Origin of the sequence: Microcella putealis (assembly GCF_004216575.1) — a bacterium.
Classification (GTDB): domain Bacteria; phylum Actinomycetota; class Actinomycetes; order Actinomycetales; family Microbacteriaceae; genus Microcella; species Microcella putealis.
On sequence record NZ_SGWW01000003.1, the window covers coordinates 285,552 to 311,201 of the forward strand.

At 71.0% G+C, this 25,650-nt stretch carries 24 protein-coding genes; 17 read left to right on the plus strand and 7 right to left on the minus strand.

Going from position 1 to position 25,650, the window contains the following annotated elements; genetic code table 11:
- Positions 1–18 precede the first annotated feature (18 nt).
- The 3 genes from EV141_RS08790 to EV141_RS08800 are packed head-to-tail and all read left to right on the plus strand — an operon-like array spanning position 19 to position 3,921.
- Positions 19–1,617: an ABC transporter permease gene (locus tag EV141_RS08790; protein ID WP_130485582.1), complete on the plus strand. Its 1,599-nt coding sequence runs from the start codon at positions 19–21 to the stop codon at positions 1,615–1,617.
- On the plus strand, positions 1,614–2,687 hold the full coding sequence (locus EV141_RS08795; RefSeq protein ID WP_185740102.1) for an ABC transporter ATP-binding protein: 1,074 nt from the start codon (positions 1,614–1,616) through the stop codon (positions 2,685–2,687). Before EV141_RS08790 ends, EV141_RS08795 begins: the two co-directional genes overlap by 4 nt.
- A 25-nt stretch (positions 2,688–2,712) precedes the next feature.
- A complete protein-coding gene (locus tag EV141_RS08800) occupies positions 2,713–3,921 on the plus strand; it encodes a kynureninase (RefSeq protein ID WP_130485584.1) in 1,209 nt (402 codons plus the stop codon).
- 108 nt (positions 3,922–4,029) lie between these two features.
- Here the strand turns inward: EV141_RS08800 and EV141_RS08805 are convergent, their stop codons facing one another.
- Positions 4,030–4,287, minus strand: a complete 258-nt coding sequence (locus tag EV141_RS08805; protein WP_130485585.1) for a hypothetical protein — start codon at positions 4,285–4,287, stop codon at positions 4,030–4,032.
- A 153-nt stretch (positions 4,288–4,440) separates the two neighbouring features.
- Positions 4,441–6,447: a glycogen debranching N-terminal domain-containing protein gene (locus EV141_RS08810; RefSeq protein ID WP_130485586.1), complete on the minus strand. Its 2,007-nt coding sequence runs from the start codon at positions 6,445–6,447 to the stop codon at positions 4,441–4,443.
- A 175-nt stretch (positions 6,448–6,622) separates the two neighbouring features.
- Here EV141_RS08810 and EV141_RS08815 point away from each other — a divergent pair, with 175 nt between their 5' ends.
- The 4 genes from EV141_RS08815 to EV141_RS08830 are packed head-to-tail and all read left to right on the plus strand — an operon-like array spanning position 6,623 to position 10,974.
- The gene (locus EV141_RS08815; protein ID WP_241969211.1) at positions 6,623–7,669 is read left to right on the plus strand and encodes a LacI family DNA-binding transcriptional regulator; all 1,047 of its coding nucleotides are present in this window, start codon (positions 6,623–6,625) and stop codon (positions 7,667–7,669) included.
- Between the two features lie 34 nt (positions 7,670–7,703).
- Positions 7,704–8,954 carry a sugar ABC transporter substrate-binding protein gene (locus EV141_RS08820; protein WP_241969190.1) on the plus strand — a complete coding sequence of 417 codons (1,251 nt, stop codon included), beginning with the start codon at positions 7,704–7,706 and terminating at the stop codon, positions 8,952–8,954.
- Positions 8,954–10,054, plus strand: a complete 1,101-nt coding sequence (locus EV141_RS08825; RefSeq protein WP_130485588.1) for a carbohydrate ABC transporter permease — start codon at positions 8,954–8,956, stop codon at positions 10,052–10,054. Before EV141_RS08820 ends, EV141_RS08825 begins: the two co-directional genes overlap by 1 nt.
- Complete coding sequence (locus EV141_RS08830) at positions 10,051–10,974, plus strand: carbohydrate ABC transporter permease (RefSeq protein WP_130485589.1); 924 nt, start codon at positions 10,051–10,053, stop codon at positions 10,972–10,974. Before EV141_RS08825 ends, EV141_RS08830 begins: the two co-directional genes overlap by 4 nt.
- A 427-nt stretch (positions 10,975–11,401) precedes the next feature.
- Here EV141_RS08830 and EV141_RS08835 read toward each other — a convergent pair whose 3' ends face one another.
- A complete protein-coding gene (locus EV141_RS08835; protein ID WP_130485590.1) occupies positions 11,402–12,316 on the minus strand; it encodes an ABC transporter permease in 915 nt (304 codons plus the stop codon).
- Positions 12,313–13,296 (minus strand): ATP-binding cassette domain-containing protein, encoded by a 984-nt coding sequence (locus EV141_RS08840; protein WP_130485591.1) that lies wholly within the window; start codon positions 13,294–13,296, stop codon positions 12,313–12,315. The genes EV141_RS08835 and EV141_RS08840 overlap by 4 nt, the downstream gene beginning before the upstream one ends.
- 185 nt (positions 13,297–13,481) lie before the next feature.
- Between EV141_RS08840 and EV141_RS08845 the strand changes: the two genes are divergently transcribed.
- The 3 genes from EV141_RS08845 to EV141_RS08855 are packed head-to-tail and all read left to right on the plus strand — an operon-like array spanning position 13,482 to position 16,553.
- On the plus strand, positions 13,482–14,702 hold the full coding sequence (locus EV141_RS08845; protein WP_130485592.1) for an acyl-CoA dehydrogenase family protein: 1,221 nt from the start codon (positions 13,482–13,484) through the stop codon (positions 14,700–14,702).
- A gap of 25 nt (positions 14,703–14,727) precedes the next feature.
- Complete coding sequence (locus tag EV141_RS08850; RefSeq protein WP_241969191.1) at positions 14,728–15,612, plus strand: alpha/beta fold hydrolase; 885 nt, start codon at positions 14,728–14,730, stop codon at positions 15,610–15,612.
- Between the two features lie 44 nt (positions 15,613–15,656).
- Entirely contained in the window at positions 15,657–16,553 is an 897-nt protein-coding gene (locus EV141_RS08855) for a hypothetical protein (RefSeq protein ID WP_130485593.1), read from the plus strand.
- On the opposite strand, the gene EV141_RS08860 is transcribed toward EV141_RS08855, so the two are convergent.
- The 3 genes from EV141_RS08860 to EV141_RS08870 form a co-directional block, all read right to left on the minus strand.
- Positions 16,534–17,526: a serine hydrolase domain-containing protein gene (locus EV141_RS08860; protein ID WP_130485594.1), complete on the minus strand. Its 993-nt coding sequence runs from the start codon at positions 17,524–17,526 to the stop codon at positions 16,534–16,536. The two genes, EV141_RS08855 and EV141_RS08860, sit on opposite strands and share 20 nt — an antisense overlap.
- 48 nt (positions 17,527–17,574) lie before the next feature.
- Positions 17,575–18,585, minus strand: coding sequence for an isopenicillin N synthase family dioxygenase (locus tag EV141_RS08865; RefSeq protein ID WP_130485595.1), 1,011 nt, complete (start codon positions 18,583–18,585; stop codon positions 17,575–17,577).
- Positions 18,586–18,710: 125 nt separating this feature from the next.
- A complete protein-coding gene (locus EV141_RS08870; protein ID WP_130485596.1) occupies positions 18,711–19,358 on the minus strand; it encodes a TetR/AcrR family transcriptional regulator in 648 nt (215 codons plus the stop codon).
- A gap of 50 nt (positions 19,359–19,408) precedes the next feature.
- On the opposite strand from EV141_RS08870, the gene EV141_RS08875 reads away from it, so the two are divergent.
- From EV141_RS08875 to EV141_RS08905, 7 genes are all read left to right on the plus strand, one after another.
- A complete protein-coding gene (locus tag EV141_RS08875) occupies positions 19,409–19,852 on the plus strand; it encodes an SDR family NAD(P)-dependent oxidoreductase (protein WP_130485597.1) in 444 nt (147 codons plus the stop codon).
- Positions 19,853–19,888: 36 nt separating this feature from the next.
- Entirely contained in the window at positions 19,889–20,368 is a 480-nt protein-coding gene (locus tag EV141_RS08880; RefSeq protein WP_130485598.1) for a Rossmann-fold NAD(P)-binding domain-containing protein, read from the plus strand.
- Positions 20,369–20,495: 127 nt separating this feature from the next.
- Positions 20,496–21,563 carry an acyl-CoA dehydrogenase family protein gene (locus tag EV141_RS08885; protein WP_241969192.1) on the plus strand — a complete coding sequence of 356 codons (1,068 nt, stop codon included), beginning with the start codon at positions 20,496–20,498 and terminating at the stop codon, positions 21,561–21,563.
- The gene (locus EV141_RS08890; protein WP_130485599.1) at positions 21,557–22,924 is read left to right on the plus strand and encodes a PIG-L family deacetylase; all 1,368 of its coding nucleotides are present in this window, start codon (positions 21,557–21,559) and stop codon (positions 22,922–22,924) included. The genes EV141_RS08885 and EV141_RS08890 overlap by 7 nt, the downstream gene beginning before the upstream one ends.
- Complete coding sequence (locus EV141_RS08895; RefSeq protein WP_130485600.1) at positions 22,921–23,616, plus strand: glycosyltransferase family 2 protein; 696 nt, start codon at positions 22,921–22,923, stop codon at positions 23,614–23,616. The genes EV141_RS08890 and EV141_RS08895 overlap by 4 nt, the downstream gene beginning before the upstream one ends.
- Before the next feature lie 56 nt (positions 23,617–23,672).
- Positions 23,673–24,551 carry an aldo/keto reductase gene (locus EV141_RS08900; protein ID WP_157985535.1) on the plus strand — a complete coding sequence of 293 codons (879 nt, stop codon included), beginning with the start codon at positions 23,673–23,675 and terminating at the stop codon, positions 24,549–24,551.
- 14 nt (positions 24,552–24,565) lie between these two features.
- On the plus strand, positions 24,566–25,630 hold the full coding sequence (locus EV141_RS08905; RefSeq protein WP_130485602.1) for an NAD(P)-dependent alcohol dehydrogenase: 1,065 nt from the start codon (positions 24,566–24,568) through the stop codon (positions 25,628–25,630).
- Positions 25,631–25,650 lie beyond the last annotated feature (20 nt).

Sequence of the window (25,650 nt, forward strand, 5' to 3'; positions counted from 1 at the left end):
ACTGCTTCACTTAAGCCCATGACCGCAGTCGCGCGTGCCTCCGAACGGGCTCGCGCGCGCCCGAAACCCGGCCCGGCCGGGCGCGAAGCCACGCCCGTCACCCGCACCCGCCCGCCGCTCGCCCTCGTCGCCGCGGCACTCGTCGCAGCCTCGGCCGCCGCGATCCCGCTCGTGTACCTCGTGGTGCGCGCCGGCGAGACCGGCGCGGCCACGATCATCCAGACCCTGACGCGGGGCCGCGTGCTCGAATACGCGGCGAACTCACTCACGCTCGCGCTGGCGACAACCGCCGCCGCCCTCGTTCTCGGAACCGCCGTCGCGGTCGTCTTGACGCGCATCCGCGTGCCGTTCCCGCGCACGTGGCTGCTGATCTCGGCCCTACCGCTCGCCGTGCCCTCGTACCTCGCCGGCTACGGCTGGCTCGTGTCGATTCCGTCGCTGAGCGGCTTCCTGCCCAGCTGGTTGCTGCTCACCGCCGTCACCGTGCCGTACGTGACGCTGCCCGTCGCCGCCGCCCTGCGCAGCGCGACCGGAGACCTCGAGGGCGTCGCCCGCAGTCTGGGCCGCGGGCCGCTCGCCGCCTTCTTCGTCGCCACCTGGCCGCAGGTGCGCCCGGCCGCGATCGCCGGCTCGCTGCTCGTCGCGCTCTACTCGCTGAGCGAGTTCGGCCTCGTCGCGATGCTGCGCTACCCGACCCTCACCTGGGGCATCAACTCGGCGTACTCGGCGAGCTTCGACCGCGCGCAGGCCGCAACCCTCGCCCTGCTGCTCGTCGTGCTCGCGCTCATCGTCGTGGCCGGCGAGCGCGGCGCCCGCCGCCAACTGCCCCGGCAGGCGGCCCGCGCGGTGCGCCCCCGCCCGGTTCGTCGCGGGATGCTCGTCGCGCTTCTGCCCGTCGTCGCCGTCGCGCCCGTGGTCGGCGTCGCCGTGCCCCTGTTTGGCCTCGCCACCCGCCTCGTGCAGGCCGAGACGCTACGCGACATCGACGTGCCGCGGCTGCTGAGCGCAGTCGGCGCGACCCTCGGCGTCGCCGTCGCGGCCGCCGTGCTCGCGACCCTGCTTGCGCTGCCCATCGCGGCGCTGGCCGCCCGCTACCGCGGTCGCTTCGTGTCGGCCATCGAGTCGGTCGGCTACCTCGGCCACGCCCTGCCCGGCATCGTCGTCGGCCTCTCGCTCGTCTTCTTCTCGCTCGCCGTCGTGCCCGTGCTCTACCAGGGCGTCGCCGTGCTCGTCTTCGCCTACGCCGTGCTGTTCATGCCGAAGGCGATCGGCACGATGCGCGCCGGCCTCGGCGACGTGCCGCCGCGACTGGTCTCGGTCGCGCGCACCACGGGCGTCTCGCCACTCGCCGCCTGGTGGCGCGTAACGGTGCCGCTGGCTCTGCCGAGCGTCGGCGTCGGCTCCCTGCTGGTGGCCATCGCCACCATGAAAGAATTGCCCGCGACGCTGCTCTTGCGCCCCACGGGAATCGACACGCTCGCCACCGAGTTGTGGAACAGGACGGTGGTCTTCGAGTTCGGCGCCGCCGCACCCTACGCCGCCCTGCTGGTACTGCTCGCCGCAGTGCCGGCGATGATCCTGTCCGGAGTAAGCACCACCGCCAAGGAGGAGCTGTGAGCACCCTCGCCGTCGAGAACGCGAGCGTCGACTACGGGTCGACGACCGCGGTCACCGACGTCTCGCTCGCGGTCAATTCGGGCGAGCTGGTCGCCGTGCTCGGCCCGTCAGGCTGCGGCAAGACGACGCTGCTGCTCGCAATCGCGGGCCTCCTGCCCCTCGCCACCGGCAGCATCCGCGTCGGCGATCGTCAGCTGTCGACGCCCGGCGCGACGGTGCCGCCCGAAAAGCGAGGCATCGGCTGGGTGCCGCAGGAAGCATCCCTTTTCCCTCACCTGTCGGTCGCCGAGAACATCGGATTCGCGGTGCCCGGCGGTCGCGCGTCTCGCGCCGCCCGCCAGGCGCGGGATGCGCGCATCGCCGAACTCGCGGAGCTGGTCGGCCTCGGCGGCTTCCTCGGGCGCGCGCCCAACCAGCTCTCCGGCGGCCAGGCGCAGCGCGTCGCCTTGGCGCGTGCGCTGGCCCCGCGCCCGGACGTTCTTTTGCTCGACGAGCCGTTTGCCGCCCTCGACACGCAGCTGCGGGTCGGCCTGCGCCGCGAGGTCGCCGAGCTCTTGCGCGAGCAGGGCACGACGGCCCTGCTCGTCACCCACGATCAGGAAGAGGCGCTCACCCTCGCCGACCGCGTCGCCGTCATGCGCGACGGCGAGCTCGCCCAGTTCGGCACGCCCGAAGAGGTGTACCAGCAGCCGGCCAGCGACTGGGTGGCGCGCTTCGTCGGCGACGTCGTCGAGCTCGACGGCGAGTGGCGGCACGGCCGCGTCACCTGCGCACTCGGGGCGGTCGAAGCTGCCGCCGTCGGCTTCACGCCGCGCGACGGTGAGCGTGTGCGGCTGATGCTGCGGCCCGAATGGATCATCCCGCGGCCCGACATGCTCGCCCGCGCCGCCGCTGGCGCCGACGCCCGCGTCACCGGCATCTCGTACGCCGGGCACGACGCCATGCTCACCTGCGACCTCGTTACCGGCTCGCGCGTGCGCATGCGCCTGCCCGCGGTCGAACTGCCGCACGTCGGCGACGAGCTGCGCCTCGCGGTGCAGCGCCCCGGGCTCGCGTACTCGGCTGCCTGACCCCGCCGGGCCGTAGGCTCGCCGCATGAGCACCGCCGCACATCTCGACGCCGCAGCACTCGACGCCGCCGACCCGCTCGCCGCGCACACCGCGGCCTTCGTGCCGGGCGGCGACCTCGTCGCCTACCTCGACGGCAACTCGCTCGGTCGCCCGCTCGCGACCACGGCCGATGCCCTGCGCCACCTGGTCGAACGCGAGTGGGGTGACCGGCTGATCCGCGGCTGGGACGAACTCTGGCTTTCCCGCGCCGAAGAGCTCGGCGACCGCATCGGTGCCGCCTGCCTCGGCGCGGCCGCCGGCCAGACGGTCGTGGGGGATTCGACGACGGTGCTGATTTTCAAGCTGATCCGCGCATCCGTTGCGATGCGGCCGGGGCGCACCGAGATCGCGATCCTCGCCGACGAGTTTCCGACCGACCGCTTCATCGTCGAGAAGGTCGCCGCCGACCACGGCCTCACCGTGCGCTGGGTGACGGCCCCGCACGACGGCGGCATCACCCCCGAGCTCGCCGCCGAGCACGTCAGCGAGCGCACCGCCGCAGCCCTCTTCAGCGGCGTCGCCTACCGCAGCGCCTGGTTCGCCGACATGCAGGCGGTCACCGGGGTCGTGCAGTCGCACGGCGCGCTGACGATCTGGGACTGCTCGCACGCCGTCGGCTCGGTGCCACTCGAGCTCGACGCCTGGGGCGTCGACATAGCGGTCGGATGCTCGTACAAGTATTTGAACGGCGGCCCCGGCGCGCCCGCCTGGGCCTACGTCGCGGCGCGCCACCAGGAGCAGGTCATCAACCCGATCCCGGGGTGGCTGGGCGCGCGTTCGCCGTTCTCGATGACGGAGGGCTACGAGCCCGCGATGGGCATCCGCCGCCTCGTGAGCGGCACGCCGCCGATCGTCGGCATGGTGCCGCTCGCTGAGATGCTGACGCTCATCGAGCAGGCGGGCATTGATGCGATTCGCGAGAAGTCGATCGCGCTGACGTCGTACGCGATCGAGCTGGTCGACGAACTGATTCCGGATGCTGTGGTCGCCTCGCCGCGGGACGTCGCCCGCCGCGGCTCCCACCTCACCGTCGACCACCCGAACGCTGCCCGGGCGGTGCAGACGCTGTGGGGCGAGGGCGTGATTCCCGACTTCAGGCACCCGAGCGGGGTGCGCGTCGGGCTGTCGCCGCTCAGTACGACATTCGCCGAGGTCGAGCGCGGGGTGCGCGCGCTCGCGGGTGCGCTGGCCTAGAAGGCTCGCGTCACAAGCCGCGGGTGCGACTCGAGGCTTGGCGGTTAACGCGCGAAGGGCGCGACGCGAGACCAGCGTGTCTGCATCGCGCCCCTCGCGCGTCGAGCTCTAGCGACGCCCGGCGACGACGCCGACGAGCACACCCACGAGGGCGACCGCCACCGCACCGAGAGCCACGCCGAACGCGGTCGGGTAGTCCTCGCGGTACTGGTCGACGCGGCGGCCCACCTTGCGGGCCTCGCGCACGACGACGTTCTCGTCGCGGTTGTCGTCGATCGTGTCGGCGACCGCGTTCTGGCCATCGCGCACAGCGTCACGCGCGTCGTCGATCAGTTCGTTCGTTTCAGACTTCAGCTTCTCAACCATCTGGGTCTCCTCTCGTCGCACCGCTGATCGGAGCAGTGCACGGTCTTCCAGTCAGTCGCATCGCGCGCGAGAACCCCTAGCCATTCCAGGGGACGCTCAGGAGGTCGCCAGGCCCGGCTCAGGGGCGACGCCATGCACGCGGCCCGAGCGCGGTCACCGCTCGGTCGAGACGCTGCGACTCTCGCCGCCCACGACGATGCCGTCGACGCGCACGCGGCCCGCGACGTCGAGCGGCCGCGTCGCGAGGGCGCCGCCGGCGCCCGGCTCGAGCCCCAGCACGGCCTGCAGCACGGCCACCGCCGAGGCCGCCGACCACGCCTGCGGTCGGCACGCCGCGGGGTACGGCACGGGGGAGTCGACGAGCTCGACGCCGTCGCCCGAGTGCAGTTCAGGCATGCGGTAGTCGAAGCCTTCGGCGGCGCGTAGCAGACCCGAGATCAGTTCGGCCGCCTCGGCGCCTCGACCCTCGCGGGCAAGCCCCAGCACGGCGATCGCCGTGTCGTGGGTCCAGACGGCGCCGCCGTGGTAGCTGAGCGGCCAGTAGCCGCCCGCGTCGCTCGACATGGTGCGCAGGCCGTAACCCGAGCTCATCGCCGGGTCGGCGAGCCGCCGCGCGATGAGCGCGCTCTGCTCGGTGTCGAGCAGGCCGGTGCCGAGAAGGTGACCAATGTTGGAGGTGACCGTGTCGACGGGACGCTTCTGAGCATCCAGGGCGATTGCCGGGTACGGGCCGAGCTCGCCCGTGAGGGCGGGGTCGGTGATCCAGAACTGCTCGTGGAAGAGCCGCTTGAGCGAGCCCGCCCAGGCGCGCCACTCGTCGCCGCCGTCGCGGCCGAACGCGTCGAGCATGTCGGCGCCGTGTATGGCCGCCTCGTAGGCGTAGGCCTGCACCTCGCAGAGCGCGATCGGCCCGTCGGCGAGCGAGCCGTCGCGCCACTGCACGCTGTCGCCCGAGTCTTTCCAGCCCTGGTTCGCGAGGCCGTGGCCCGAGCGATCGACGTATTCGAGCAGGCCGTCGCCGTCGGCGTCGCCGTGGTCGCGCATCCAGGCGAGCGCCTGCTCGAGCGCGGGCAGCAGCGCGCGCACCTCGTCGTCGGGCATGCCCCAGCGCCAGGCGTCGTGCAACAGGCAGACCCAGAGCGCGGTCGCGTCGACGGTGCCGTAGTACAGCGGCGGCAGCGAGGTCGCGTCGTCGACGACGAGTGTCTGGCGGCGCAGCTCGTGCATGATCTTGCCCGGCTCTTCGGCGGTGTCGTCGACCAGCTCGGTGCCCTGCAGCCTGGCGAGCACGCGCAGGGTGTCTGCGGCGAGCTGCGTGCCGAGCGGCAGCAAGAACCGCGCCGCCCACAGCGAGTCGCGGCCGAACAGGGTGAAGAACCAGGGGGCTCCCGCGGCCAAGAACTGCAGGTCGGGCCGCGCGGTCGTCGCCATGCGCAGCGCGTCGAGGTCGGTGAGCGACTGCGCGACCCAGCGCGCGAGGCGCTGGTCGCCCGCGTCGACAACCGGGGTCGACCAGGGGGCGGGGCCGTCGGCACCGCGCACCGCGGCGATGCGGTCGGTGGTGTCGAGGCGCCAGCCGACCGTGACCTCGCCGCGCGGCGGAATCGTCACCTCGGCGCTCAGCAGGATGCTCGCCCCGTCAACGCGCGTCGCTAGACCGCTCGTCGTGAGGCTCGCGTCGACGCTCTCGCCGCTCCAGCGCACGGCGTCACCGTCGGCGCTCGGCGTGACGCCGACGGCCTCGCGATGACCCTGCTTGATCGACTCCATGAGGCTGGCGTCGGCCTCGATCACGATCTCGATGGTCGTGGTGATGGTGTCGCCGTGGCGCGAGCGCAGCGTCAGCTGCTCGGTGACGCCCCCCGCGTCGACCGTGCGATCGAGCTCGAGCCGCACGCCGGGGTCGGGCGTCGTGTCATCAAGGTCGCGCAGCAGGTACTGGATGCGCGCCGCATCCGCGCGCGCCGCCCCCGTCGCGATGTGCTCGGGCCGGGTACCGCCCACGGTGAGTGCGAGTGCGCGAATGATGCGCACATCCGCCAGATACACGCCGTGGATCGGGGCCGCACCCATCTCACCCGAGGGTGCTGACCAGACCTGCGTCGGCGCACGCAAGACGGTGAGGGCGTCGTGCAGCAGCGGTTGGCGGGGTGGGGTCACGGCGGGTGCTCCTCGATCGTGGCTAGCGAGTGGTGCGGCGCCGGGCGTTGCCTCAGGGCTTGACACCGGCGTCTGGTGTGGGACACACTACCCAAGAATTAGAACGTTCAAAATGAACGATCAAAAATCACCCAAACTTTCTTCTACTGGGCCAAAGGGGGCGCACGTGGGACGCATGCCGACCGTCGACGACGTCGCGCAGGCCGCGGGGGTTTCCCGCCAGACCGTCTCGAACGTGCTCAACAGCCCCGACATCGTGCGCGAGACCACCCGCGAACGCGTGCAGCGCGCAATCTCTGAGCTCGGCTACCGCCCGCACGCCTCGGCCCGGCGCCTGCGCACCCGCCGCTCGGCCACGATCGGCATTCGCCTCGACCCGCTGCGCGACGGCATCTCGGGCGCCGTGCTCGACCGCTTCCTGCACAAGCTCGCCGAGCAGGCCGACGCCCGCGACCTCCGGGTCATGATCTTTACGGCCGACGGTGCCGACGACGAGCTGGCGCACATTCGCCGCCTGCACGACGGCTCCGACGTCGACGCGTTCGTGCTCATCGGCACCGTGCACGGCGACATCCGCCAGCAGTGGCTCATCGACAACGGGGTGCCCTTCGTCTCGTTCGGTCGTCCGTGGGGCGGCGACCTCGACGACCCGCGCCACCGCTGGGTCGACGTCGATGGGCGCGCGGGCGTGCGCGACGCCGTGAACCGGCTGCGCGCATCCGGATCGGAGCGCATCGCGTGGATCGGCTGGCCGAGCCCCTCGGGCACCGGCGACGAGCGCCGCGCCGGCTGGGAGGAGGCGTGCGGCCTCGACGAGGCGACGCGCGCCGCGCTCTCGCTCGCGACGGAAGACGGCGTGGATGCGGGGGCCGCCTGCGCCACGCAGCTGCTGTCCCAGCCCACCGCCCCCGACGCGATCGTCTGCGCCAGCGACTCGCTCGCGCTCGGCGCGCTGATGGCGGCGACCGCGGCCGGCCGGCCCGAACTGCCGATCGTCGGCTTCGACAACACGCCCGTCGCGGGCGCCGTCGGGCTCTCGAGCGTCGACCAGCCGCTCGACGAGGTCGTCGCCGCGGCCCTCGAGCTCCTGTTCGGCGAGAGCGGTGGCGACGTGCGCCCGAATCCAGACAGCAACGAGGAGCCGACGCATCGGCTCCTCGTGCCTCGACTCGTCGAGCGCAGGTCTAGCCACCTGACGCTCGGCGGAATCACCGGTGCCTGAGGGCTCCGGCAATCACTCATCGAAAGGAATCACTGTGAAGGCATCACAATGGACCGCCCTCGGGTTAACCGGGGCGCTCGCCGTCACTCTAACCGCCTGTGCCGCTGACGGCGAGGGCTCGGGCGACGGTTCGGGCAACGGCGACGGCGCGTCCGGCGGCGACTCGCTGAGCGTGCTGATCGCCTCGTCGGGCCCCGCTGAGGCGGGCTACTACGAAGAGGCCGTCGCCCGCTTCACCGAAGAGACCGGCACCGAGGTCGAGATCGTCGTCGCCAACGACCTGATCCAGCAGCTCGGTCAGGGGTTTGCGGGCAACAACCCGCCCGACCTCTTCTACTTGCCCTGGGACCAGTTCGAGACCTATGCGGCGCAGGGCTTCCTCGAGCCGTACGCGGGTGACCTCGCCAACGCCGGCGACTTCCTGCCCGCGCTCGTCGAGCAGTTCAGCTACGAGGACGAGTTCTACTGCGCGCCGAAAGACTTCTCGACGCTCGGCCTGCAGATCAACCTTGAGGCGTGGGAGGCCGCTGGCCTGACCGACGCCGACGTGCCCACCACCTGGGACGAGCTGCAGACCGTCGCCGCCACGCTCACCACCGGTGACCAGGTCGGCCTCTCGATGGGTCGCGAGTACGCCCGCGTGGGCGTGTTCATGAACCAAGCGGGCGGTCAGCTCGTCGACGGTGACACGGTCACGGCCGACACGGCCGAGAACGCTGCAGGGCTTGAGTACCTGCAGGGTCTGATCTCGGATGGCTCGCTCGTCTTCCCGCCCGACCTCGAGGCCGGGTGGGGCGGCGAGGCCTTCGGTCTCGGTCGCGCCGCGATGGTGATCGAGGGTCCGTGGATCAACGGCGCCATGGCGAACGACTTCCCTGAGCGCGAGTTCATTTCGGTCGAGCTTCCCGCCGGCCCGGGTGGCGAGTCGACCTACTCGTTCGCGACTTGCTGGGGCATGCCGGTCGGCAGCGACACCCGCGATTCGGCCTCGGCGCTCGTTGAATTCTTGACCACGCCGGAAGAGCAGCTGCTCGCCGCCGAAGCGTTCGGTGTGATCCCGTCGACGACCGCCGGCGCCGACACCTACGCGAGCGACTTCCCCGAGAACGCCGCCTTTGTTGCCGGTGTCGACTACGCCGTCAGCCCGGTCGCCTTTAACGGCGCCGCCGCGGTCATGAGCGAGTTCAACACCGAGCTCGAGCAGCTGGGCTCCGCTGACGCGGCCAGCCTGCTCGCCACCCTGCAGGGCAACCTGCAGGCGGCTCTGGACAGCGCCCAGGGCTAATGTCCGCACCTCGCGCCACAGCGCGCCCTCGTCGCGGCGGAGGAATCCGCCGCGGCGAGGCGCGCGCCGGCTACCTCTTCATCGCCCCCGCGGTCATCATCGCGGCGGTGTTCCTGCTCATCCCCATCGCCCTCGCGTTCTGGGTGAGCCTCAGCGACTGGAACGGCTTCCAGTCGCCCCTCAACGAGCGGGTCAACTTCGTCGGCGCCGACAACTACGCCGCCATCACGACCGAAGACACGCTGCAACAGCGTAACTTCGGCCGCGCCGTGCGCAACAACCTCTACTACGTGCTGCTCGTCGTGCCGCTGCAGACGGCGCTCGCGCTCTTCCTTGCCGTGCAGGTCAACCGCGCGGTGCTGCGCGGCCGCGGCTTCTTCCGCACCGCCTTCTACTTCCCGTCGGTCACGAGCTCGGTCGCGATCGTCATCGTGTTCCAGTTCCTGTTCCTCGGCACCGGAGCCATCAACCAGATCCTCGCCGCATTCGGCGCGCAAGGCCCGAACTGGCTGAACGACTCACGCGGCCTGCTGCACATTCTTTTCGGCGCATTCGGCGCCGACAGCGCGCCCTCGGCGCTCGCTGACGGCGGGATGCTCGGCATCAGCTGGTGGGATTGGCTCGCCGGCCCCTCGGTCGCCATGACCGTTCTGATCATCCTGGCGATCTTCACCACCTCGGGCACGTTCATGCTGCTGTTCCTTGCGGCCCTGCAAAACATCGGAAGCGAGATCGACGAGGCCGCCCTGATGGACGGCGCCGGCCCCTGGCGCAAGTTCTTCTCGATCACGCTGCCGATGCTGCGCCCGACGCTGTTCACGGTGCTCACCCTCGGCTTGATCGGATCGTGGCAGGTCTTCGACCAGATCTACGTGCTGGGAGGCGGGGCGAGCATCCTCACCCCCGCGTACCTGCTGTACGAGACGTCGTTCAACGAACTGCAGTGGGGTCAGGGCGCGGCCATCGCGTTCATCCTGTTTGTCTTCATCATCGTGCTGACGCTGCTGCAGCGCTGGATCCTCCGCGAGCGGTCGCCGAAGAAGCGCGGCTACGCGCAGCGGGCCGCCTCCCGCAACCTCACCGAAGGAGGCGTGCGATGACCACCACCGCACCCGAGGTGCCGAGCGCCCCCGATCGCGAGCCGGCGACGGGGCGCGCCCCGCGCATCCTGAAACGGCGGAAGCGAGTGGGCGCGAAGGCGCGCAGCGGCATTCTGCTCGGCTACCTGATCCTCATCGGGCTCGCCCTGATCTACATCTACCCGTTCCTGATTTCGATCGCGGGCTCGTTCAAGACGGATGCGGAGGCCACCCAGAGCGGGCTGTCGCTGATTCCCGAGACGATCACCTTCGCCGCCTACGAGCGACTGTTCACGCGGGAACCGTTCGCGCTGTGGGCGGGCAACTCGATGCTCGTCGCCGTGTGCGTGACGATCGGCCGCGTGCTGTTCGACTCGATGGCCGGCTACGCGCTGTCGCGGCTGCGGTTCCGCGGGCGCACGATCATCTTCGCCGCGTTCATCGCCGTGCTGTCAGTGCCGGGGGTCGTGCTGCTGATTCCCCGCTTCCTGATCTTGTCGGAGCTGGGGCTGTACGACACCTACGGCGGCATGATCATCCCGCTGCTGTCGACGGCGGCGGGCGTGTTCATCATGAAGCAGTTCTTCGACTCGATCTCCGAATCGATCGAGGAGGCGGCGAAGATCGACGGTGCCGGCACCTTTCGGCGCTTCTGGTCGGTTGTCTTGCCGATGGCAACGCCCGCGCTCGTGACGATCTTCATCCTGAGCTTCCAGGGCTCGTGGAACGAGCTCGGCCACTTCATCGTCGCCCGGCAAAGCCCTGAGCTGAACACGCTCACGGTGGGTGTGGCGCAGCTCGTGTCTGGTCAGCTGGGTGCCGGCAACCAGTACCCGCTGCAGCTGGCCGCGGCGGTGCTGATGAGCATTCCGGTGGTCGTGCTGTTCTTCATCTTCCAGCGCCGCATCATGAACACGACGGCGGGCGCCGAGAAGGGGTGATGGGCGGTGCGGGGCCGCATCCGAGGGGGGTGCGGCCCCGCCGCCATTCGCGGTTGAGTGTGTCGCGTCGGCATGGGGTGGCCCCGCGGTCCTGCGCAGTGGCGCGTGTCGCGTCGGCATGGGGTGGCCCCGCGGTCCCGCGCAGTGGCGGGTGTCGCGTCGGCCCGGTTGTTGTGGCTCATGCCGGTGTGTCGCGGTCAGAGTGCGGCGTGTTGCACGCCGAACCGGGCCGACGCGATAAGGGATGGGTCGCCAAGCGCCACCCTCCGCATTCCCACCCGGAGCGCGGTGTCTGCAGCACCGACACCGTCGCGGTGGGCCCGGCGTGTGCGGACCGGCGCGCCGGGGTGGACGCGGCGCTGTCGGTCCTGCGGACACGGGGCGGCGCGCCGCTGCGCCACCGGGCCCCGGGCGTCGCGCCGCCGCCCTAGCGGCTCAGGGTCGCGAACTTGCGAATCGACAGCGGGACGAAGACCAGGAGCATCACGGCGACACCGATCAGCACGGTGGCGAACGGGTTCTGCGCCGTCCACGCGTCGCCGACGATGGCGCCGGGGGGCACGTTGCCGAACAGTTCGCGTGCCGACTGCACGAGGGCCGAGACGGGGTTCCACTCGGAGAAGATGCGCAGCGGTGTCGGCAGCTCTTCGGTCGGTACGAACGCGTTCGAGATGAACGTCAGCGGGAAGAGGATCAGGAACGACGCGTTGTTGATGACTTCGGGGCTCTTCACCGCCATGCCGAGGAACGCCATCACCCACGAGAACGCGTAGGCAAACAGCAGCAGCAGGGCGACGCCGGCGAAGAACTCGAGCGGCGACGAGTTGACACGCCAGCCGACCAAGAACCCGGTTGCCATCATGACGACCATCGACAGCGCGTTGATCGCGAGGTCGCCGTTGGTGCGGCCGACGAGCACGGCAGCGCCGCTCATCGGCAGCGTGCGGAACCGGTCGATGATGCCGTCTTTCAGGTCTTGCGCCATCGCCGAGCCCGAGTAGGTTGAGCCGAATACGACGGTCTGCGCGAAGATACCCGCCATCAGAAACGACTCGTAGCCGTCACCCGGAATCTCGATCGCGGCACCAAACACGTAGGTGAACAGCAGTACGAACATGATCGGCTGAATCATCGTGAACAGCAGAATCTCGGGCACCCGGATGATCTTCATCAGGTTGCGCCACGTCGTCACCCAGCCGTCGGAGAAAAACCGCGAGATCGGGCTGCCAAGAATCGGTTGAAGCGTAGATGCGGTGCCCCCGGCGGTCGCGCCGGTGCGGTTCGCGGCGGCCCCGGCCGCGCCCGCAACGGATGCGCTGGTTGCGTTCAGTTCGGCGCTCATGCGGCTTCCCCTTCCGTCTCGTCGGCCTGCTCGGCCGCGTGGCCGGTGAGCTGGAGAAACACGTCGTCGAGCGTTGGGCGGCGCATGCCGGCGTCGTGCAGGGCGATGTTCTGCTCGGCCGCGGCCCCCACGATGGCGCTCAATGCGACGGGGCCGTTGTCGACGGGAACCACCCACGTGCGCCCGCCGCCGCCTTCGACGGGGGCGCCCGCCCCGAAGCGGGACATGATGTCGCGAAGAGGCACAGCATCCCTTTCGGAGACCAGCGTGACGGCGACGCGCTGGCCGCCGACCGACGCCTTCAACTCGTCGGCCGTGCCCTTCGCGATGACGCGCCCGTTGTCGATGACCGAGATGGCGTCGGCGAGGCGGTCGGCCTCCTCGAGGTACTGGGTCGTGAGCAGCACGGTGGTGCCGCCGCTGACGAGCGACTCGATGATGTCCCACAGGGCGAGGCGGCTGCGCGGGTCGAGGCCCGTCGTCGGCTCGTCGAGAAATAGCACGGGAGGGTTGATGACGAGCGCGCCGGCGAGGTCAATGCGCCGCCGCATGCCGCCCGAGAAGCCCTTCACCGGGCGGTTCGCGGCGTCGACCAGGTCGAACATTTCGATCAGCTCGCGCGCCCTCTGCTTCGCCACCTTCGCGCCCAGGTGGTAGAGCTTGCCGACCATCATGAGGTTCTCGAAGCCGGTGAGGTTCTCGTCGACGGCGGCGTACTGGCCGCTCGCGCCGATCATGCGGCGCACGCGGTCGGGGTCGCGCAAGACGTCGACATCGTCGATCGTGGCGGTTCCGCTGTCGGGCTGAATCAGGGTGGTGAGCACCTTGACGGTCGTGGTCTTGCCCGCGCCGTTGGGGCCGAGCAGTGCGGTGACGGTGCCCTGGGCGACGTCGAGGTCAAGACCGTCGAGGGCGCGCACGACCGGGGCGCCCTTCGGGGTGTAGGTCTTGACGAGGTCGCGGGCCTCGATGAATGCCATGAGCGCGACAGTACTCCTGGGGTGCGACGCGGCGGTTAACGGTTCGCCCACAGCGTGCGGGGCTGACTCGCGGCGTGAATCGTCGCGAATAGTCAGTAGTGGGGCCTTCGGCGGAGCGTGACCCCCACTACTGACCGTTCACGGCGCTGTGTGCCCGCTAAGGCGCGCGGAGTAGCGTGGCGGGCATGGCGGCGAGCACGGGGCACACCACGCAGGGCGGGCAGGATGCACGCGGCGGCGACCGCGCGCTCGACGCGGCGCGCGATGCGCAACTGCTCGCGCGCATCCGCGAGCGGGCGCCGCAGTACGACCGCGACAACGCGTTCTTCGCCGACGACCTCGCCGAGCTGCGCGCCCACGGATACCTGAAACCCCGCAGCCTGACCGCCGCGATGCGCGACCAGCGGCTGCTCGCCGCGCACGCCCCGGCGACGGCGCTCGGCCTCACGATGCACCTCGTCTGGATGGGCGTCGCCCGCGACCTTGCCGCCGCCGGCGACGACTCGCTCGCCTGGGTGCTCGACGACGCGGCCGCCGGCGAGGTGTTCGCCTTCGCGATCAGCGAGCGCGGCAACGACCGGGTCATGAGCGATTCGACCACCCGCGCCGACCGGGTCGACGCCGGCTGGGCCCTCACCGGCACGAAGATCTTCACCACCCTCTCGCCCGCCTGGACCCGCCTCGGCACCCTCGCCCGGCACGACCCCGACCCGGCCCGCGGCGAGACGGGCGACCCCGTCATCGTGCACGGCTTCCTCACCCGCGACGACCCGCACGGCGACCCGACGGCGACCCCGCCCGGCGTCACCGTCACCCCCGACTGGGACACGCTCGGCATGCGCGCCACCCAGTCCCACACGACCCATCTCGAGGGGGCGGTCATCCGCGACGAGCGCGTGGCGCGCATCCTGCCCGCGGGGTCTCCCGGCGACCAGTACACGCTCGCGATCTTCGCGAACTTCCTCACCCTGATCGGCGCGGTTTACGCGGGGCTCGCCGACCGCGCGCTTGAGCTCGCCGTCGAGTCGGCCCGCACCCGCACGAGCATGAAGCTCGACGGGGCGCCGTACGCGCACGACCCCGACATTCGCCGACGCATTGCGGATGCGGCGATCGCGCTCGACGCGCTCGCTCCGCAACTCGAGGCGGTCACCGCCGATCGGGAGGCCGGGGTCGATCGGGGGCTGCGGTGGTTCCGCGACCTGACGGGGCTCAAGCAGCGCTGCGTGCAGACCGCGCGCGAGGTGGTCGACCAGTGCATGCACGCCGTCGGCGGCTCGGGCTACCGCAGCGCGGCCGAGCTGAGCCGGCTGCAGCGGGACGTTCTGGCGGGCATCTACCACCCGAGCGACCCCGAGAGCGTGCAGTCGACCGTCGCCAGCGACCTGCTCGGGCCGCTGCCGTGACGGCCGCTGCCGTGAGCCGGCTACCGTGACCCGCGTCAAGGAACGCGACATCGAGCTCGCCGACGGGCGCACGCTGCACGTCTACGAGGCGGGGCGACGGCGCTCGAGCCGCCTGCCGATCATGTGGCACCACGGCACGCCGAACGTCGGCTCGCCGCCCGAGCCGCTGATGCGTGCGGCGAAAGACGCGGGGCTTCGCTGGGTGTCGTTTGACCGCCCCGGCTACGGCGGGTCGACCCGGCACGAGGGGCGCACGGTCGCGTCGGTCGCGCGCGACGCCCTGGCAGCCGCCGACGCGCTCGGCCTCGACCGCTTCGCCGTCATGGGTCACTCGGGCGGGGGTTCGCCTGCGCTCGCCATGGCGGCACTGGCCCCCGATCGCGTTGTCGCGGTCACCACCAGCGGAAGCCTCGCGCCGCTCGCGCGCACACCCGGCGACCCCGGCCTCGATATCGACGCCTGGTTTGACGGCATGGGCCCGATCAGCGCGACCTCGCTGCGCGCCGCGCTCGACGGGCCCAACGCGAAGCGCGCCTACGAGGCGAGCGCCGGCGACGGCATCGACTTCACGAGCCGCGACTTTGCGGCGCTCGCCGGCGAGTGGGGCTGGCTCGGCACCGTCGCCGCGGCCGGCGTCGCCTCCGGGCCTGACGCGCTCATCGACGACGACCTCGCCTACGTTGCGCCGTGGGGCGTCGACCTTGCGCGCATTACCGCGCCAACCCTGCTCGTGCACGGCGCCGAAGACCGGGTCGTGCCGGCCGCGCACTCCCGCTGGCTCGCGGGCGCCGTGCCGGGCGCTACCCACTGGCAGCTTGAGGGCGAGGGCCACATCTCGACCCTTGCCGACGACGAGCGGGGAGCCGCGGCCGCCGTGCGCTGGGTCGGCGAGCACCTGGCCGGCTCCTGACAATTTCGTGAACGCCAGGCCTGGTCGCCCTACCCTCGGCGACCATGGCCAGTGACACGCGACCGACGACGAATGTGCCCGCAACGACCTCGAGCGATCCGGTGCTGAAACGCCGACGGGCCGCGCGCATCCTCGTCGTCATCCTGGCCGTCGGTCAACCGGTGTCATCGGGGCTGTTCCCGCTGCTCTCCGACGAGATGATGCAGTCGGGCGCACGATTCTCGCCGCTCATTCCGCCGGGGCCGTGGTTCGCGATCTGGGGCCTCATCATCGTCGCCTCGCTGGTGTGGGCGCTCGCGCAGGTGCGCCCGTCGACGATTCACCGCGAGCGCGGCATTCGCGACCGCCTCGTGCTGCCCTTCTCGATCGCCTTCGCCAGCTTCGCGCTGTGGCTGGCCACCGCCGCCTTCGGGCAAGACAACCCGCTCGGCCTCGTCGTCTTCGTCGCCTACCTCGTGGCGTTCGTCATCGCGTGGCGCCAGGTGGTCGGGGCGCGCGACGAGATCCACCGCTGGAACGTCACCGAACGCGGCCTGCTGTACCTCACGCTCGGCGTCTACTCGGGCTGGACCTCGATGGCCTTCTTCGTGCAGATCGCCACCGTGGTGCAGTCGACCGGGGCGCCGTACGACACCGCCTGGGGCATCACCTGGCAGACGTTCGTGCTCGCCGCCGCGACCGGCCTCGCGGTGTTCTTCGCGGTCGTCTCACGCGGCTCGATCGCCTACGCGGCGACCGTCACCTACGCGCTCGTCGGGGTCGGCATCAGCACGGCGGATGCGGGGCTCACGATTCTCTCGATCGTTGCGGCTGCCGGCGTCAGCGTCGTGTGGGCGTCGACGGGGGTCGTGCGCGCGCTCGCCATGCGTCGCCGCCGCGACTCTGCCGCGCCGGGCGACTCAGCGGATGCGCGCCCCGCCACTACCCGAACGCGGTCGTAACGAGGTTGCGCAGCTGATCGACGTCGACGGCGGCGTCGCGCGCGGTCGCCGAGAAGCGGTTGGTGACGAGCGTCAGCACGACCCCGGCCTCGGGCGAGACCCAGAGCTGCGTCGACGTCCAGCCCTCGTGGCCGTACCAGCTCTGGTCGATGAGGCCCGGGCGGCGCGGCAGGTTGAACGCGAGCCCGAAGTCGTCGTGCACGGCGGCCGGGTGCGGGTCGATGACGTAGAGTCCGCGGGTGCGCGGGCGCAGCATCGCCTCGACCGTCGCCGGCTTCACGAGGGCGCCGTCGCCGGTGAGCAGGGAGCGCCCGATCGCCAGCAGGTCGTGGATGTTCGCGACCGCGCCTGCCGCGGGGTGCTTCAGCGCCATGAGCGCCGGGTGGTCGTGGTCGAACTTCTCGGCGTCGTAGACGGGTCGCGCGTCTGAGTCGTCGAAGCTCAGCGTGGTCGCCCCGGCGTCGCGCGCGAGCCGCTCAATCTGGGCGGCGAACGGCTCGTCGGTGACCGCCTCCACCATCGCCGCGATGCCCTCCCACGCGATGTTGTTGTAGCGGCGGGCGGTGCCGGGAATGAACTCGAGACCCGCCTTCAGCAGGGCGTCGCGCAGCGACGCGTACTGCGTCGTGCCCCCGCCGAGCACGACGTCGGCGAGCCCCGAGGTGTGGCTGAGCAGCTGGCCGAGCGTCACCTGCGGTGACGCCGCCTCGGGTACGAGCGAGCCGAGCGTGGTGTCGGTGCTGAGCAGGCCCCGCTCGACGGCGCGCATCGCGGCGAGCCCACTCAGCGGCTTCGTCACCGAGTACAGGCAGTAGCGCGAATCCACGTGGGCGTCACCGGCATCGTCTGACCCGGCCGCTGCGATGTCGATGACCCCGTCACGGGTGGCGATGCCGATGACCGCGGTCGGGAGCCGACCGGCGGCGACGTGGCCGCGCATCCAGTCGATGGCGGGGGTGGCGAGGTCAGACACGGGGGCTCCTTCGCGGCCGAGAGGGGGTCGTGTCTGAGCCTAAATGCCCTACTTCGCGGCGAGGTGCGGGTGGTGCGCCTCGACCACGTTCGGGTGCGCGCGCACGCGGCTCTTCAGCCAGTTGCGACCGAACACCGGGTGAATCGGGTTGTTCGGGTCGCGGGTGACGCCGCGTGCCTCGGCCGCCAACTCGGCAGGCAGCTCGATGTGCGGAATCTCAGCGTCGAGGGCCGGGCCGTGGAAGTAGGGGATAGAGATGCGCTCGTCGCCCTCGGCGGGCGAGATCACGCGGTGCAGGGTCGCCTTGAGGTACCCGTCGGTGGCCACCTCAAGCAGCTCGCCGATGTTGACGACAAACGCGCCGGGAACGGGCGGCGCGTCGATCCACTCGCCATCCTTCTCGACCTGCAGGCCGCCCTTGCCCTCCTCGACGTAGAGCAGCGTGAGCACGCCGAGGTCTTTGTGCGCGCCGACGCCCTGCTCGGGGGTCGGGCCGGACTTGCCGGGGTAGCGCACGATCTTCATGTTGGGGCTCGGGCGCTCGCCGAACGCGGCGTCAAAGTGGTTGGCGGGGGCGCCGAGGGCCTCAGCCCACGCGCTCAGGAGGCGCGCGCCGATGCCGTTGAGGCGGTCGATCCACGCGAGGGCCGCGACCTGCAGCTCGGGTAGGTTTTCGGGCCAGAGGTTCGGCCCGTCGAGCACCCAGTAGTCCTCCACGCCCTCGCCTGCGGGCACGGCGTCACGCTCGGCGCCGATGTCGATCTGCTCGCGCCAGTCTTGCTTGCCGAGGGTCAGCTCGCCGCCGACGCGGGTGTAGCCGCGGAAGTGGGGGCTCAGCGTGTTCTCGATCGCGAGCTTCTCCTCCTCCGGCAGCGCGAAGAACATGCGCGACAGGCGGATCATCTCGGCGAACTGCTCGGGGGTCACCCCGTGGCCGACGAGGTAGAAGAAGCCCACCTCGTGGGTCGCGCGGCGCAGCTCGTCGCGGAAACGCTGCTGGTCGGCGGCGTCGCCGTCGAGGAGGGACATGTCGACGATGGGGAGGCTGGCGGTGCTCATGGGTCAATCCTTACGGGTCTGAAGCGGGAGTCGTTGGTGCGGGAAATCGCAGGGGCGCAGAGCGCGCGGGGTGCTAACGGCGTGCGGCGGTTAGCGACAACAACAGAGGCAACAGAGGCGGATGCTCATGGTGAGTCTGACGGTATCCGCGCCGTTTTCGAGGCGGCCATCTGTGTTACGGATTGTGACGCGGGATGCGCGGGGCGCGCATCCAGGACGGTGCGGATGCGCGGAAGCGCCCGTGCGACGCGCTCGCGCAGCGACACCGCGTCGTTCGCGGCGAGCCAGGTGTGGAGCGAGCGCCGAAACAGCGCGAAACCGATGGCGGCGAGCACATCGGCGTCGTCGTCGCTGAAGCCGCGCGCCACGAGGGCCGTCGCCACCGCCGACTGCCAGCGCGCCTGTTTCGCCAGCTCGCGCCCGGCGAGGGCCACGTCGGAGTCGATGATGCGCTGCCGTGCGGCGAGCTCGCGACGCGAGGGTTCGATGGCGTCGGCGAGCACCCCGAGCGCGTGGTGCATGAGTGATTCGGCGGTGGCGGCGCGGGCCTCGTCGGCGCCGGCGATGGTGTCGAGCAGGAGGGGGAGGAGCGCGTCGTCGTCGGCGAACAGCACCTCTTCTTTGTCGCCGAAGTGGCGAAAGAAGGTGCGGGCGCTGACGCCGGCGTGGGCGGCGATCTGGTCGATGGTGGTCGACGGGTATCCGGTTTCGCCGAACAGGGTGAGCGCGGCGTCGACGAGGCGGGTGCGGGTGTCGTCGGGCCATCGGGGCATGCGCCCACTCTACTCTTGTGTCAGTTTCTGACATCACCTACTCTCGTGTCATGACAGTTCATGACATCACTCGTCCCACCGTTCTTCTCACCGGGCCGACTAGCGGCATCGGCTCCGGAATGCTGCGGCACCTGCTGCAGCACCCGTCACGCCCGAACCTCGTGCTGATGGCGCGCAACGCCGAGGCCCTCGAGCGCTGCGTGGCCGACGCGCGCGGGGCGGGGCTGACCGCGCGCGGTATCGTCGGCGACCTCGGCGACCTCGACAGCGTGCGGGCCGCTCTCGGCACGCTCGCGAGCCTCGTCGAGTCGGGTGGAGTCGCCCGCATCGACGCGGCGCTGCTGAACGCGGGAACCCACCTCGGCGACCGCACACACCGCGGGGCCCAGGGGTACGAGTTGACCTTCACGGTCAACGTGATCGCGCAGCACCTGCTCGTCACCGGTTTGCAGCCGTTGCTCGCGCGGGGCGGTCACACCGTGGTGATGGGCTAGTCGACCCATCGCGGCAAGCAACGGTCGTTCAACTTGATGCCCGACCCGCAGTGGCAGGAGCCAGCGGCACTCGCAACGATTGACGAGGTTCCGGCCGCATCCACCGGCGCGGCGTGGGAGCGGGGCGGCATCGCGTACGCCTCGAGCAAGCTCGCTCTCGTGACGGTCGCGCACGAGTGGGCCGAGCGGTACGCCGAGTCGGGCCACCGCCTCAACGTGTACGACCCCGGTCTGACCGTCGGCACCGGGCTCGTGCGCGACATGTCAGCGCTCAAGTACTGGGTGTGGAAAAACGTGATGCCTGTTATGGCGATCCACCCCAAGGCCACCACGGTGCGCGTCACCGGCCGTCACGCCGTCGAGTTGGCGCTCGGTGACGCGCACCCGCGCCTGCACGACGGCTACGTCGAGATCGGAAAGGTCACGGCCGCCGAGCCGATCACCGTCGACCGCGAGCGGCGACGGATGCTGGCCGACTGGCTCGACACCGCCGTCGCGACCGCTCCGCGCGCGTAGGGGTACCGCACCCGTTCTGTCAACCCGTTGTGGGAACGCCGGCGGGGGAGCAGTGTCGGGGGGCTGAGCGCCGTGCTGGGCATGGGTGCGCTCACCCCGACCGCCAACCCTCTGCGAGGCCACTCGAATGCTTGCCGTTTCCGACATCGCCGCGACCGATCTGCGCGACGATGACCTGAGCCCGCTCGTGACGCTCGCCGCCCAGCTGCGTGCGAACGACGTGACGGCGGCGCTCGCGGCGGCGCGGATGCTCGGGGATTCCGTCGGACCGGCGACCCGTCACGCCGATCGCTGGTCGGCACTCGCCACCCTCGCCACCTGCGACGTGGGGCTCGCCCGCATATGCGAACCCCACCTCGATGCCCTCAGCATCCTCGACGAGAGCGAGCTGCCGCGCGCGGTGACGGCGCGCGCGAGCGAGCGCACGTGGGGCGTTTTTGCCGCGGAGGGCGGCGACGAACCGCTCGGGGCACGCCGCTCGCCCGACGGCTGGATCCTTGACGGCGTGAAGCCGTGGTGTTCGCTCGCCGCCTCCCTCGACGCCGCGCTCGTCACGGCGCGCGTCGACGGCTCGGACGAGCGGTCGCTGTTCGCGGTCGAGCTGCGTCAGCCGGGCATCGAGACCGATGAGTCGTCGTGGCACGCGCGGGGGCTCGCCGAGGTGGCGAGTGGGCCCGTTCGCTTCCGTCATGTGACGGCCGAGCTCATCGCGCCCGATGGCTGGTACCTCGAGCGCGCCGGCTTCTGGTGGGGCGCCATCGGTGTGGCCGCCTGCTGGTACGGCGGAGCCGTGGGTGTCGCGCGCCGCGTGCATCGGGGTGTTGCCGAGCGCCCCGACCCGCACGCGCAGGCTCACCTGGGCGCCATCGACACGGCACTGCAGTCGGCGCGTCGGGCGCTCGCCGAGGCGGCGAGCCAGGCCGACGGTGACGCCCCTGCTGCCGAATCGGCGGCCTTCACGCAAGACTCTGCGGAGCCGCGCCTCGTTGCGAAGCGCGTGCGCGCCACCGTGGCCGCCGCGTGCGACGAGGTGCTCACCCGAGCGGGTCGGGCGCTCGGCCCCGCGCCCCTCGCGCTCGACGAGCAGCACGCCAAGCGGGTCAGCGACCTCACCCTCTACATTCGCCAGCATCACGCCGAGCGTGACCTCGCCTCACTGGGCTCCGCTCTCGCGAACGGGCCGGCACCGTGGTGAGCTTCGACGCCCGCGTCGCCGGCACCCCTGCCCAGGCCTGGCGCGACGACCCCCGACTCGACCGGGCGGCGCCGCTCGACGTCGCCACCGTCGACCGGCTGGTCGTGGTCGCAGCCCACCCCGACGACGAGACGCTCGGCGCGGGCGGTCTCATTGCCGGATGCGCGGCGCGCGGCATCCCCGTCACCATCGTGATCGTCACCGACGGCGCCGCCTCGCACCCCGACGATGTGCTGACCTCGCGGCGACGCGCGCGAGAGGCGGCACGCGCCGTCGAGGTTCTCGCGCCGAACGCCGAACTGCGCCTGCTCGGTTTTCCCGACGGGCGAACTGACGAGCACCGCTGGGCCATCCGCACCGCGCTGAACGCGGCGATCGGTGACGTCGGCGCGGGCACCCGGGTCGCGGCGCCGTGGCGGGGTGACGGGCACCGCGACCACCGCGTCGTCGGCGAGCTCGTTGCCGACCTCATGCCGGCGCCGCAACTGTGGGAGTACCCGATCTGGATGTGGCACTGGGCTGACCCGGCTGATGCGGTGGTTCCGTGGTCGAGGGCGCGGCGCGCATCCATCGATGCGGCGCCGAAGGCCCGCGCGATCTCGGCATACGCTTCGCAGACGAACGGAGACGCGCCGCAGTTGCTGCCGTCGTTCCTCGAGCATTTCCGCGGCGATACCGAACTGATTTTCGTCGCCGAGGAGGTGCCGCCGGCCCTCGCCGAGGCGGCGCGGCCCGCCGCGACGGTGAGCCCCACGGTCGACACGGTGGGCCACGAACACTTCGACGCGCTCTACGCCCGTCGTGCCGACCCGTGGCGCGTCGAAACCCGCTGGTACGAGCAGCGCAAACGCGCGCTCACCCTCGCGAGCCTGCCGCACCCCGCGTACGCCTCGGGCCTCGAGGTCGGGTGCTCGATCGGCGTCTTGACCGCAGAACTCGCCGACCGCTGCGCGTCGCTGCACGCCATCGACGTGTCGGCCGAGGCGGTGCGCCGCACGCGGGAGCGTCTCGACGCCGACGAGGTGAGGGGCGTGACGGTCGAGCAGCGCGACGCCCGCGAGCTTGACGTCGCCGCGCGCTATGACCTCATCGTGCTGTCGGAAGTCGGCTACTACCTCGACCCCACAGCCCTCGATCAGGCGCTCGACCGGCTTCTCGAGTGTCTCAGTGACGACGGCGTGCTCGTCGCCTGCCACTGGCGGCACACGGTCGACGGCATTCCGGCGACCGGCGATCAGGTGCACGACGCCCTCGCCCGGCGGCCGCTGCACCGGGTGGCGCGGTACCGCGATGACGACGTCGTGCTCGACGTGGTGAGCCGTGACCCGCGATCGGTCGCCCGGCAGGAGGGCCTCGCATGATTCGCATGGGTGTCGTGATTCCGGCGCGCAACGAGGAGGCGCGCATCGACGCGTGCCTGCGGTCCCTCGCCGTGGCAATCGCCGAAGCGCGGGCGGTGGCCGAGGTGTCGGTGACGGTGGTCGCCGACGACTGCAGCGACGGGACCGAGGCGATCGTCGCATCCCATGCCGGGGTGCGCGTGTTGCGCTCGCGCGGCGCAAACGTGGGCCTCGCGCGCGCGGTCGGCGCGCACCGCGAAATCGCCGACGGATGCACGTGGCTGGCTCACACGGACGCCGATTCGACCGTGCCGCCGAACTGGATCGTCGAACAGGTGGCCGCGGCACAGGCCGGTGTCGACGTGCTGATCGGCACCGTTCGGCCGAACTTCGACGAGCTGACGGCCGAGCAGGTGGCCCACTGGCGCGCGACGCACGTTCGCGGCCGCCCGAACGGCCACGTGCACGGCGCAAACCTCGGCGTGCGCGTCTCGACCTACCTCGCCGCGGGCGGCTTTCTGCCGCTGCTCGAGCACGAAGACAACGACCTCGTCGACCGGATGCGCGGGGTCGGGTCGATCACGCTCGCGAGCGACCGCGCCGAGGTCGTCACCTCGGGCCGGCTCGTCGGCCGCACGATGGGCGGCTACGCCGGGCACCTGCGGGCGATTCGCGATGCGCTGAACGAGGAATCGCCGGCGGTCGCCACGTAATGCGTGCGCAGATGAAGGGGTGCGGCGGGCGACCGCCTACCCCTAGGCTCGGGCGCATGGATGCGATCAGCGGGGTGTTGGGGGAGCGCGGTGTCGTTCTCGGCGTCGCCTCGCTGGTGCTCAAAGACGGCATGACGGCCGAGCGTGCGGAAGAGGTTGTTCGTGCCGGTGTCGCCGCGGGTGCCGTCGCCATTGATACGGCCAGGGCCTACGCGACCGTTGACGATGAGGCCGTCGGAGAGCGCCTCGCGCGGGTCGCCCGCGACGCCCGCCCCGGACTTCCGATCATTACGAAAGCCGGGCACTACCGCATCGCCACCTCGGCGTGGGATGCCGACGGCAGCGCCGAACGCCTGCGACACGACGCTGAGGTGAGCCGCGAGGTTCTCGGGGCGCCGCCGTCGCTGCTGCTCTTGCACCGCGCCGATCGCGTGCGCGACATCGAAGAGTCGGTGCGCACGCTCGCGCAGCTTCGTGACGAGGGCATCGTCGAAACCATCGGATTATCGAACGCCACCGTCGAAATGCTCGAGCAGGTGCGCGAGATCACCCATATCAACGCCGTCGAAAACCGTCTCGGCCTCGGGGTCGATCGCTTCGACGACTACCAGTACTGCGTCGACAACGACATTGCCTTCCTCGCCTACGCTCCGTTTGGAGGGCCGCAGGCGGCGCCGTTGCCGACGCGTGTGCCGCGGGTTGCCGCGCTCGCCACGGCGCGAGGCGCCTCGGTGCACCGCTTGACGCTCGCTGCGATGCTCGACGCCCTGCCCGGGTGCTGGCCTATCGTCGGGCCGACGCGCGTCGAAAGCGCGGTCGACGCGGCCGCCGCCGGCCACGAGGTGGTCGACGACGAGCTGCGCTCTGCGTTCTCAGAAGACATGCGAACCCGAGAGGTACCGTTGCCGGGTTTGAGTGGCGTCGCCACCGACTAAGCAGGAGGTACCTCGTGGCCCACGTGCCCGCCATCGTTGCCCCGTCCGCTGATGCCCCCCTCGAGATTGGCACCGTCGACCGTCGCGCCGTCGGCGCGCACGACGTGCGCATCGCGATCGATTGGGCGGGCATCTGCCACTCTGACATTCACACGGTGCGCGGTGACTGGGGGCCCCAGCACTACCCGCTGACCGTGGGCCACGAGATTGCCGGCCACGTGGTGGAGGTCGGCGACGCCGTGACCCGCTTCAGCGTCGGCGACCGCGTCGGCGTCGGCTGCATGGTGAACTCGTGCGGCGAGTGCGAGAACTGCCGCGCGGGTGAAGAGCAGTACTGCGAGCGTGGCAACACCGGCACCTACGGCGCTGTCGACCGCGACGGCACCATCACGCAGGGCGGCTACTCGACTGAGATCGTCGTCACCGAATCGTTCGTGCTGCGCGTGCCCGAGTCGCTGCCCTACGAGCGGGTCGCCCCGCTGCTGTGCGCCGGCATCACCACCTACTCACCGCTGCGCCACTGGAAGGCCGGCCCCGGTAGCCGTGTCGCCGTCATCGGACTCGGCGGCCTCGGCCACATGGCCGTGAAGCAGGCCGTCGCGATGGGCGCCGAGGTGACCGTGCTGTCGCAATCGCTGTCGAAGCGCGACGACGGCCTCGCCATGGGTGCTCGCGACTACTTCGCGACGAGCGACCCCGCGACCTTCGAGACGCTCGCCCGCTCGTTCGACCTCATCATCAACACGGTGAGCGCCCCGCTCGACCTCGCCCAGTACTTCGGGCTGCTCACCCTCAACGGCACCTTCGTCAGCGTCGGGGCCCCGCCCGAGCCGATGCCCGTGCAGGTCTTCAGCCTGTTCATGAACCGTCGCTCGTTCGCCGGCTCGTCGATCGGCGGAATCCGCGAGACGCAGGAAATGCTGGACTTCTGCGCCGAACACGACGTCGCCCCCGACGTCGAGGTCATCACGGCGCAGCAGGTCAACGAGGCCTGGAATCGCGTGCTGCGATCGGATGTTCGCTACCGCTTCGTGATCGACGTCGCGTCCCTGCGCGAGCAGGCAGCGCCGACCGCCTAGCTCCTTTCCCTGCCGCGCGG

What these genes read in the sequence shown, in the direction of transcription:
- EV141_RS08895 (WP_130485600.1), top strand. Translation starts at nt 22,921, where the DNA reads ATGATTCGCATGGGTGTCGTGATTCCGGCGCGCAACGAGGAGGCGCGC.
- EV141_RS08865 (WP_130485595.1), bottom strand. Translation starts at nt 18,585, where the DNA reads ATGAGCACCGCCAGCCTCCCCATCGTCGACATGTCCCTCCTCGACGGC.
- EV141_RS08900 (WP_157985535.1), top strand. Translation starts at nt 23,673, where the DNA reads ATGGATGCGATCAGCGGGGTGTTGGGGGAGCGCGGTGTCGTTCTCGGC.
- EV141_RS08855 (WP_130485593.1), top strand. Translation starts at nt 15,657, where the DNA reads ATGGCCAGTGACACGCGACCGACGACGAATGTGCCCGCAACGACCTCG.
- EV141_RS08800 (WP_130485584.1), top strand. Translation starts at nt 2,713, where the DNA reads ATGAGCACCGCCGCACATCTCGACGCCGCAGCACTCGACGCCGCCGAC.
- EV141_RS08875 (WP_130485597.1), top strand. Translation starts at nt 19,409, where the DNA reads ATGACAGTTCATGACATCACTCGTCCCACCGTTCTTCTCACCGGGCCG.
- EV141_RS08845 (WP_130485592.1), top strand. Translation starts at nt 13,482, where the DNA reads ATGGCGGCGAGCACGGGGCACACCACGCAGGGCGGGCAGGATGCACGC.
- EV141_RS08840 (WP_130485591.1), bottom strand. Translation starts at nt 13,296, where the DNA reads ATGGCATTCATCGAGGCCCGCGACCTCGTCAAGACCTACACCCCGAAG.
- EV141_RS08815 (WP_241969211.1), top strand. Translation starts at nt 6,623, where the DNA reads ATGCCGACCGTCGACGACGTCGCGCAGGCCGCGGGGGTTTCCCGCCAG.
- EV141_RS08790 (WP_130485582.1), top strand. Translation starts at nt 19, where the DNA reads ATGACCGCAGTCGCGCGTGCCTCCGAACGGGCTCGCGCGCGCCCGAAA.
- EV141_RS08805 (WP_130485585.1), bottom strand. Translation starts at nt 4,287, where the DNA reads ATGGTTGAGAAGCTGAAGTCTGAAACGAACGAACTGATCGACGACGCG.
- EV141_RS08885 (WP_241969192.1), top strand. Translation starts at nt 20,496, where the DNA reads ATGCTTGCCGTTTCCGACATCGCCGCGACCGATCTGCGCGACGATGAC.
- EV141_RS08830 (WP_130485589.1), top strand. Translation starts at nt 10,051, where the DNA reads ATGACCACCACCGCACCCGAGGTGCCGAGCGCCCCCGATCGCGAGCCG.
- EV141_RS08880 (WP_130485598.1), top strand. Translation starts at nt 19,889, where the DNA reads ATGCCCGACCCGCAGTGGCAGGAGCCAGCGGCACTCGCAACGATTGAC.
- EV141_RS08825 (WP_130485588.1), top strand. Translation starts at nt 8,954, where the DNA reads ATGTCCGCACCTCGCGCCACAGCGCGCCCTCGTCGCGGCGGAGGAATC.
- EV141_RS08835 (WP_130485590.1), bottom strand. Translation starts at nt 12,316, where the DNA reads ATGAGCGCCGAACTGAACGCAACCAGCGCATCCGTTGCGGGCGCGGCC.
- EV141_RS08870 (WP_130485596.1), bottom strand. Translation starts at nt 19,358, where the DNA reads ATGCCCCGATGGCCCGACGACACCCGCACCCGCCTCGTCGACGCCGCG.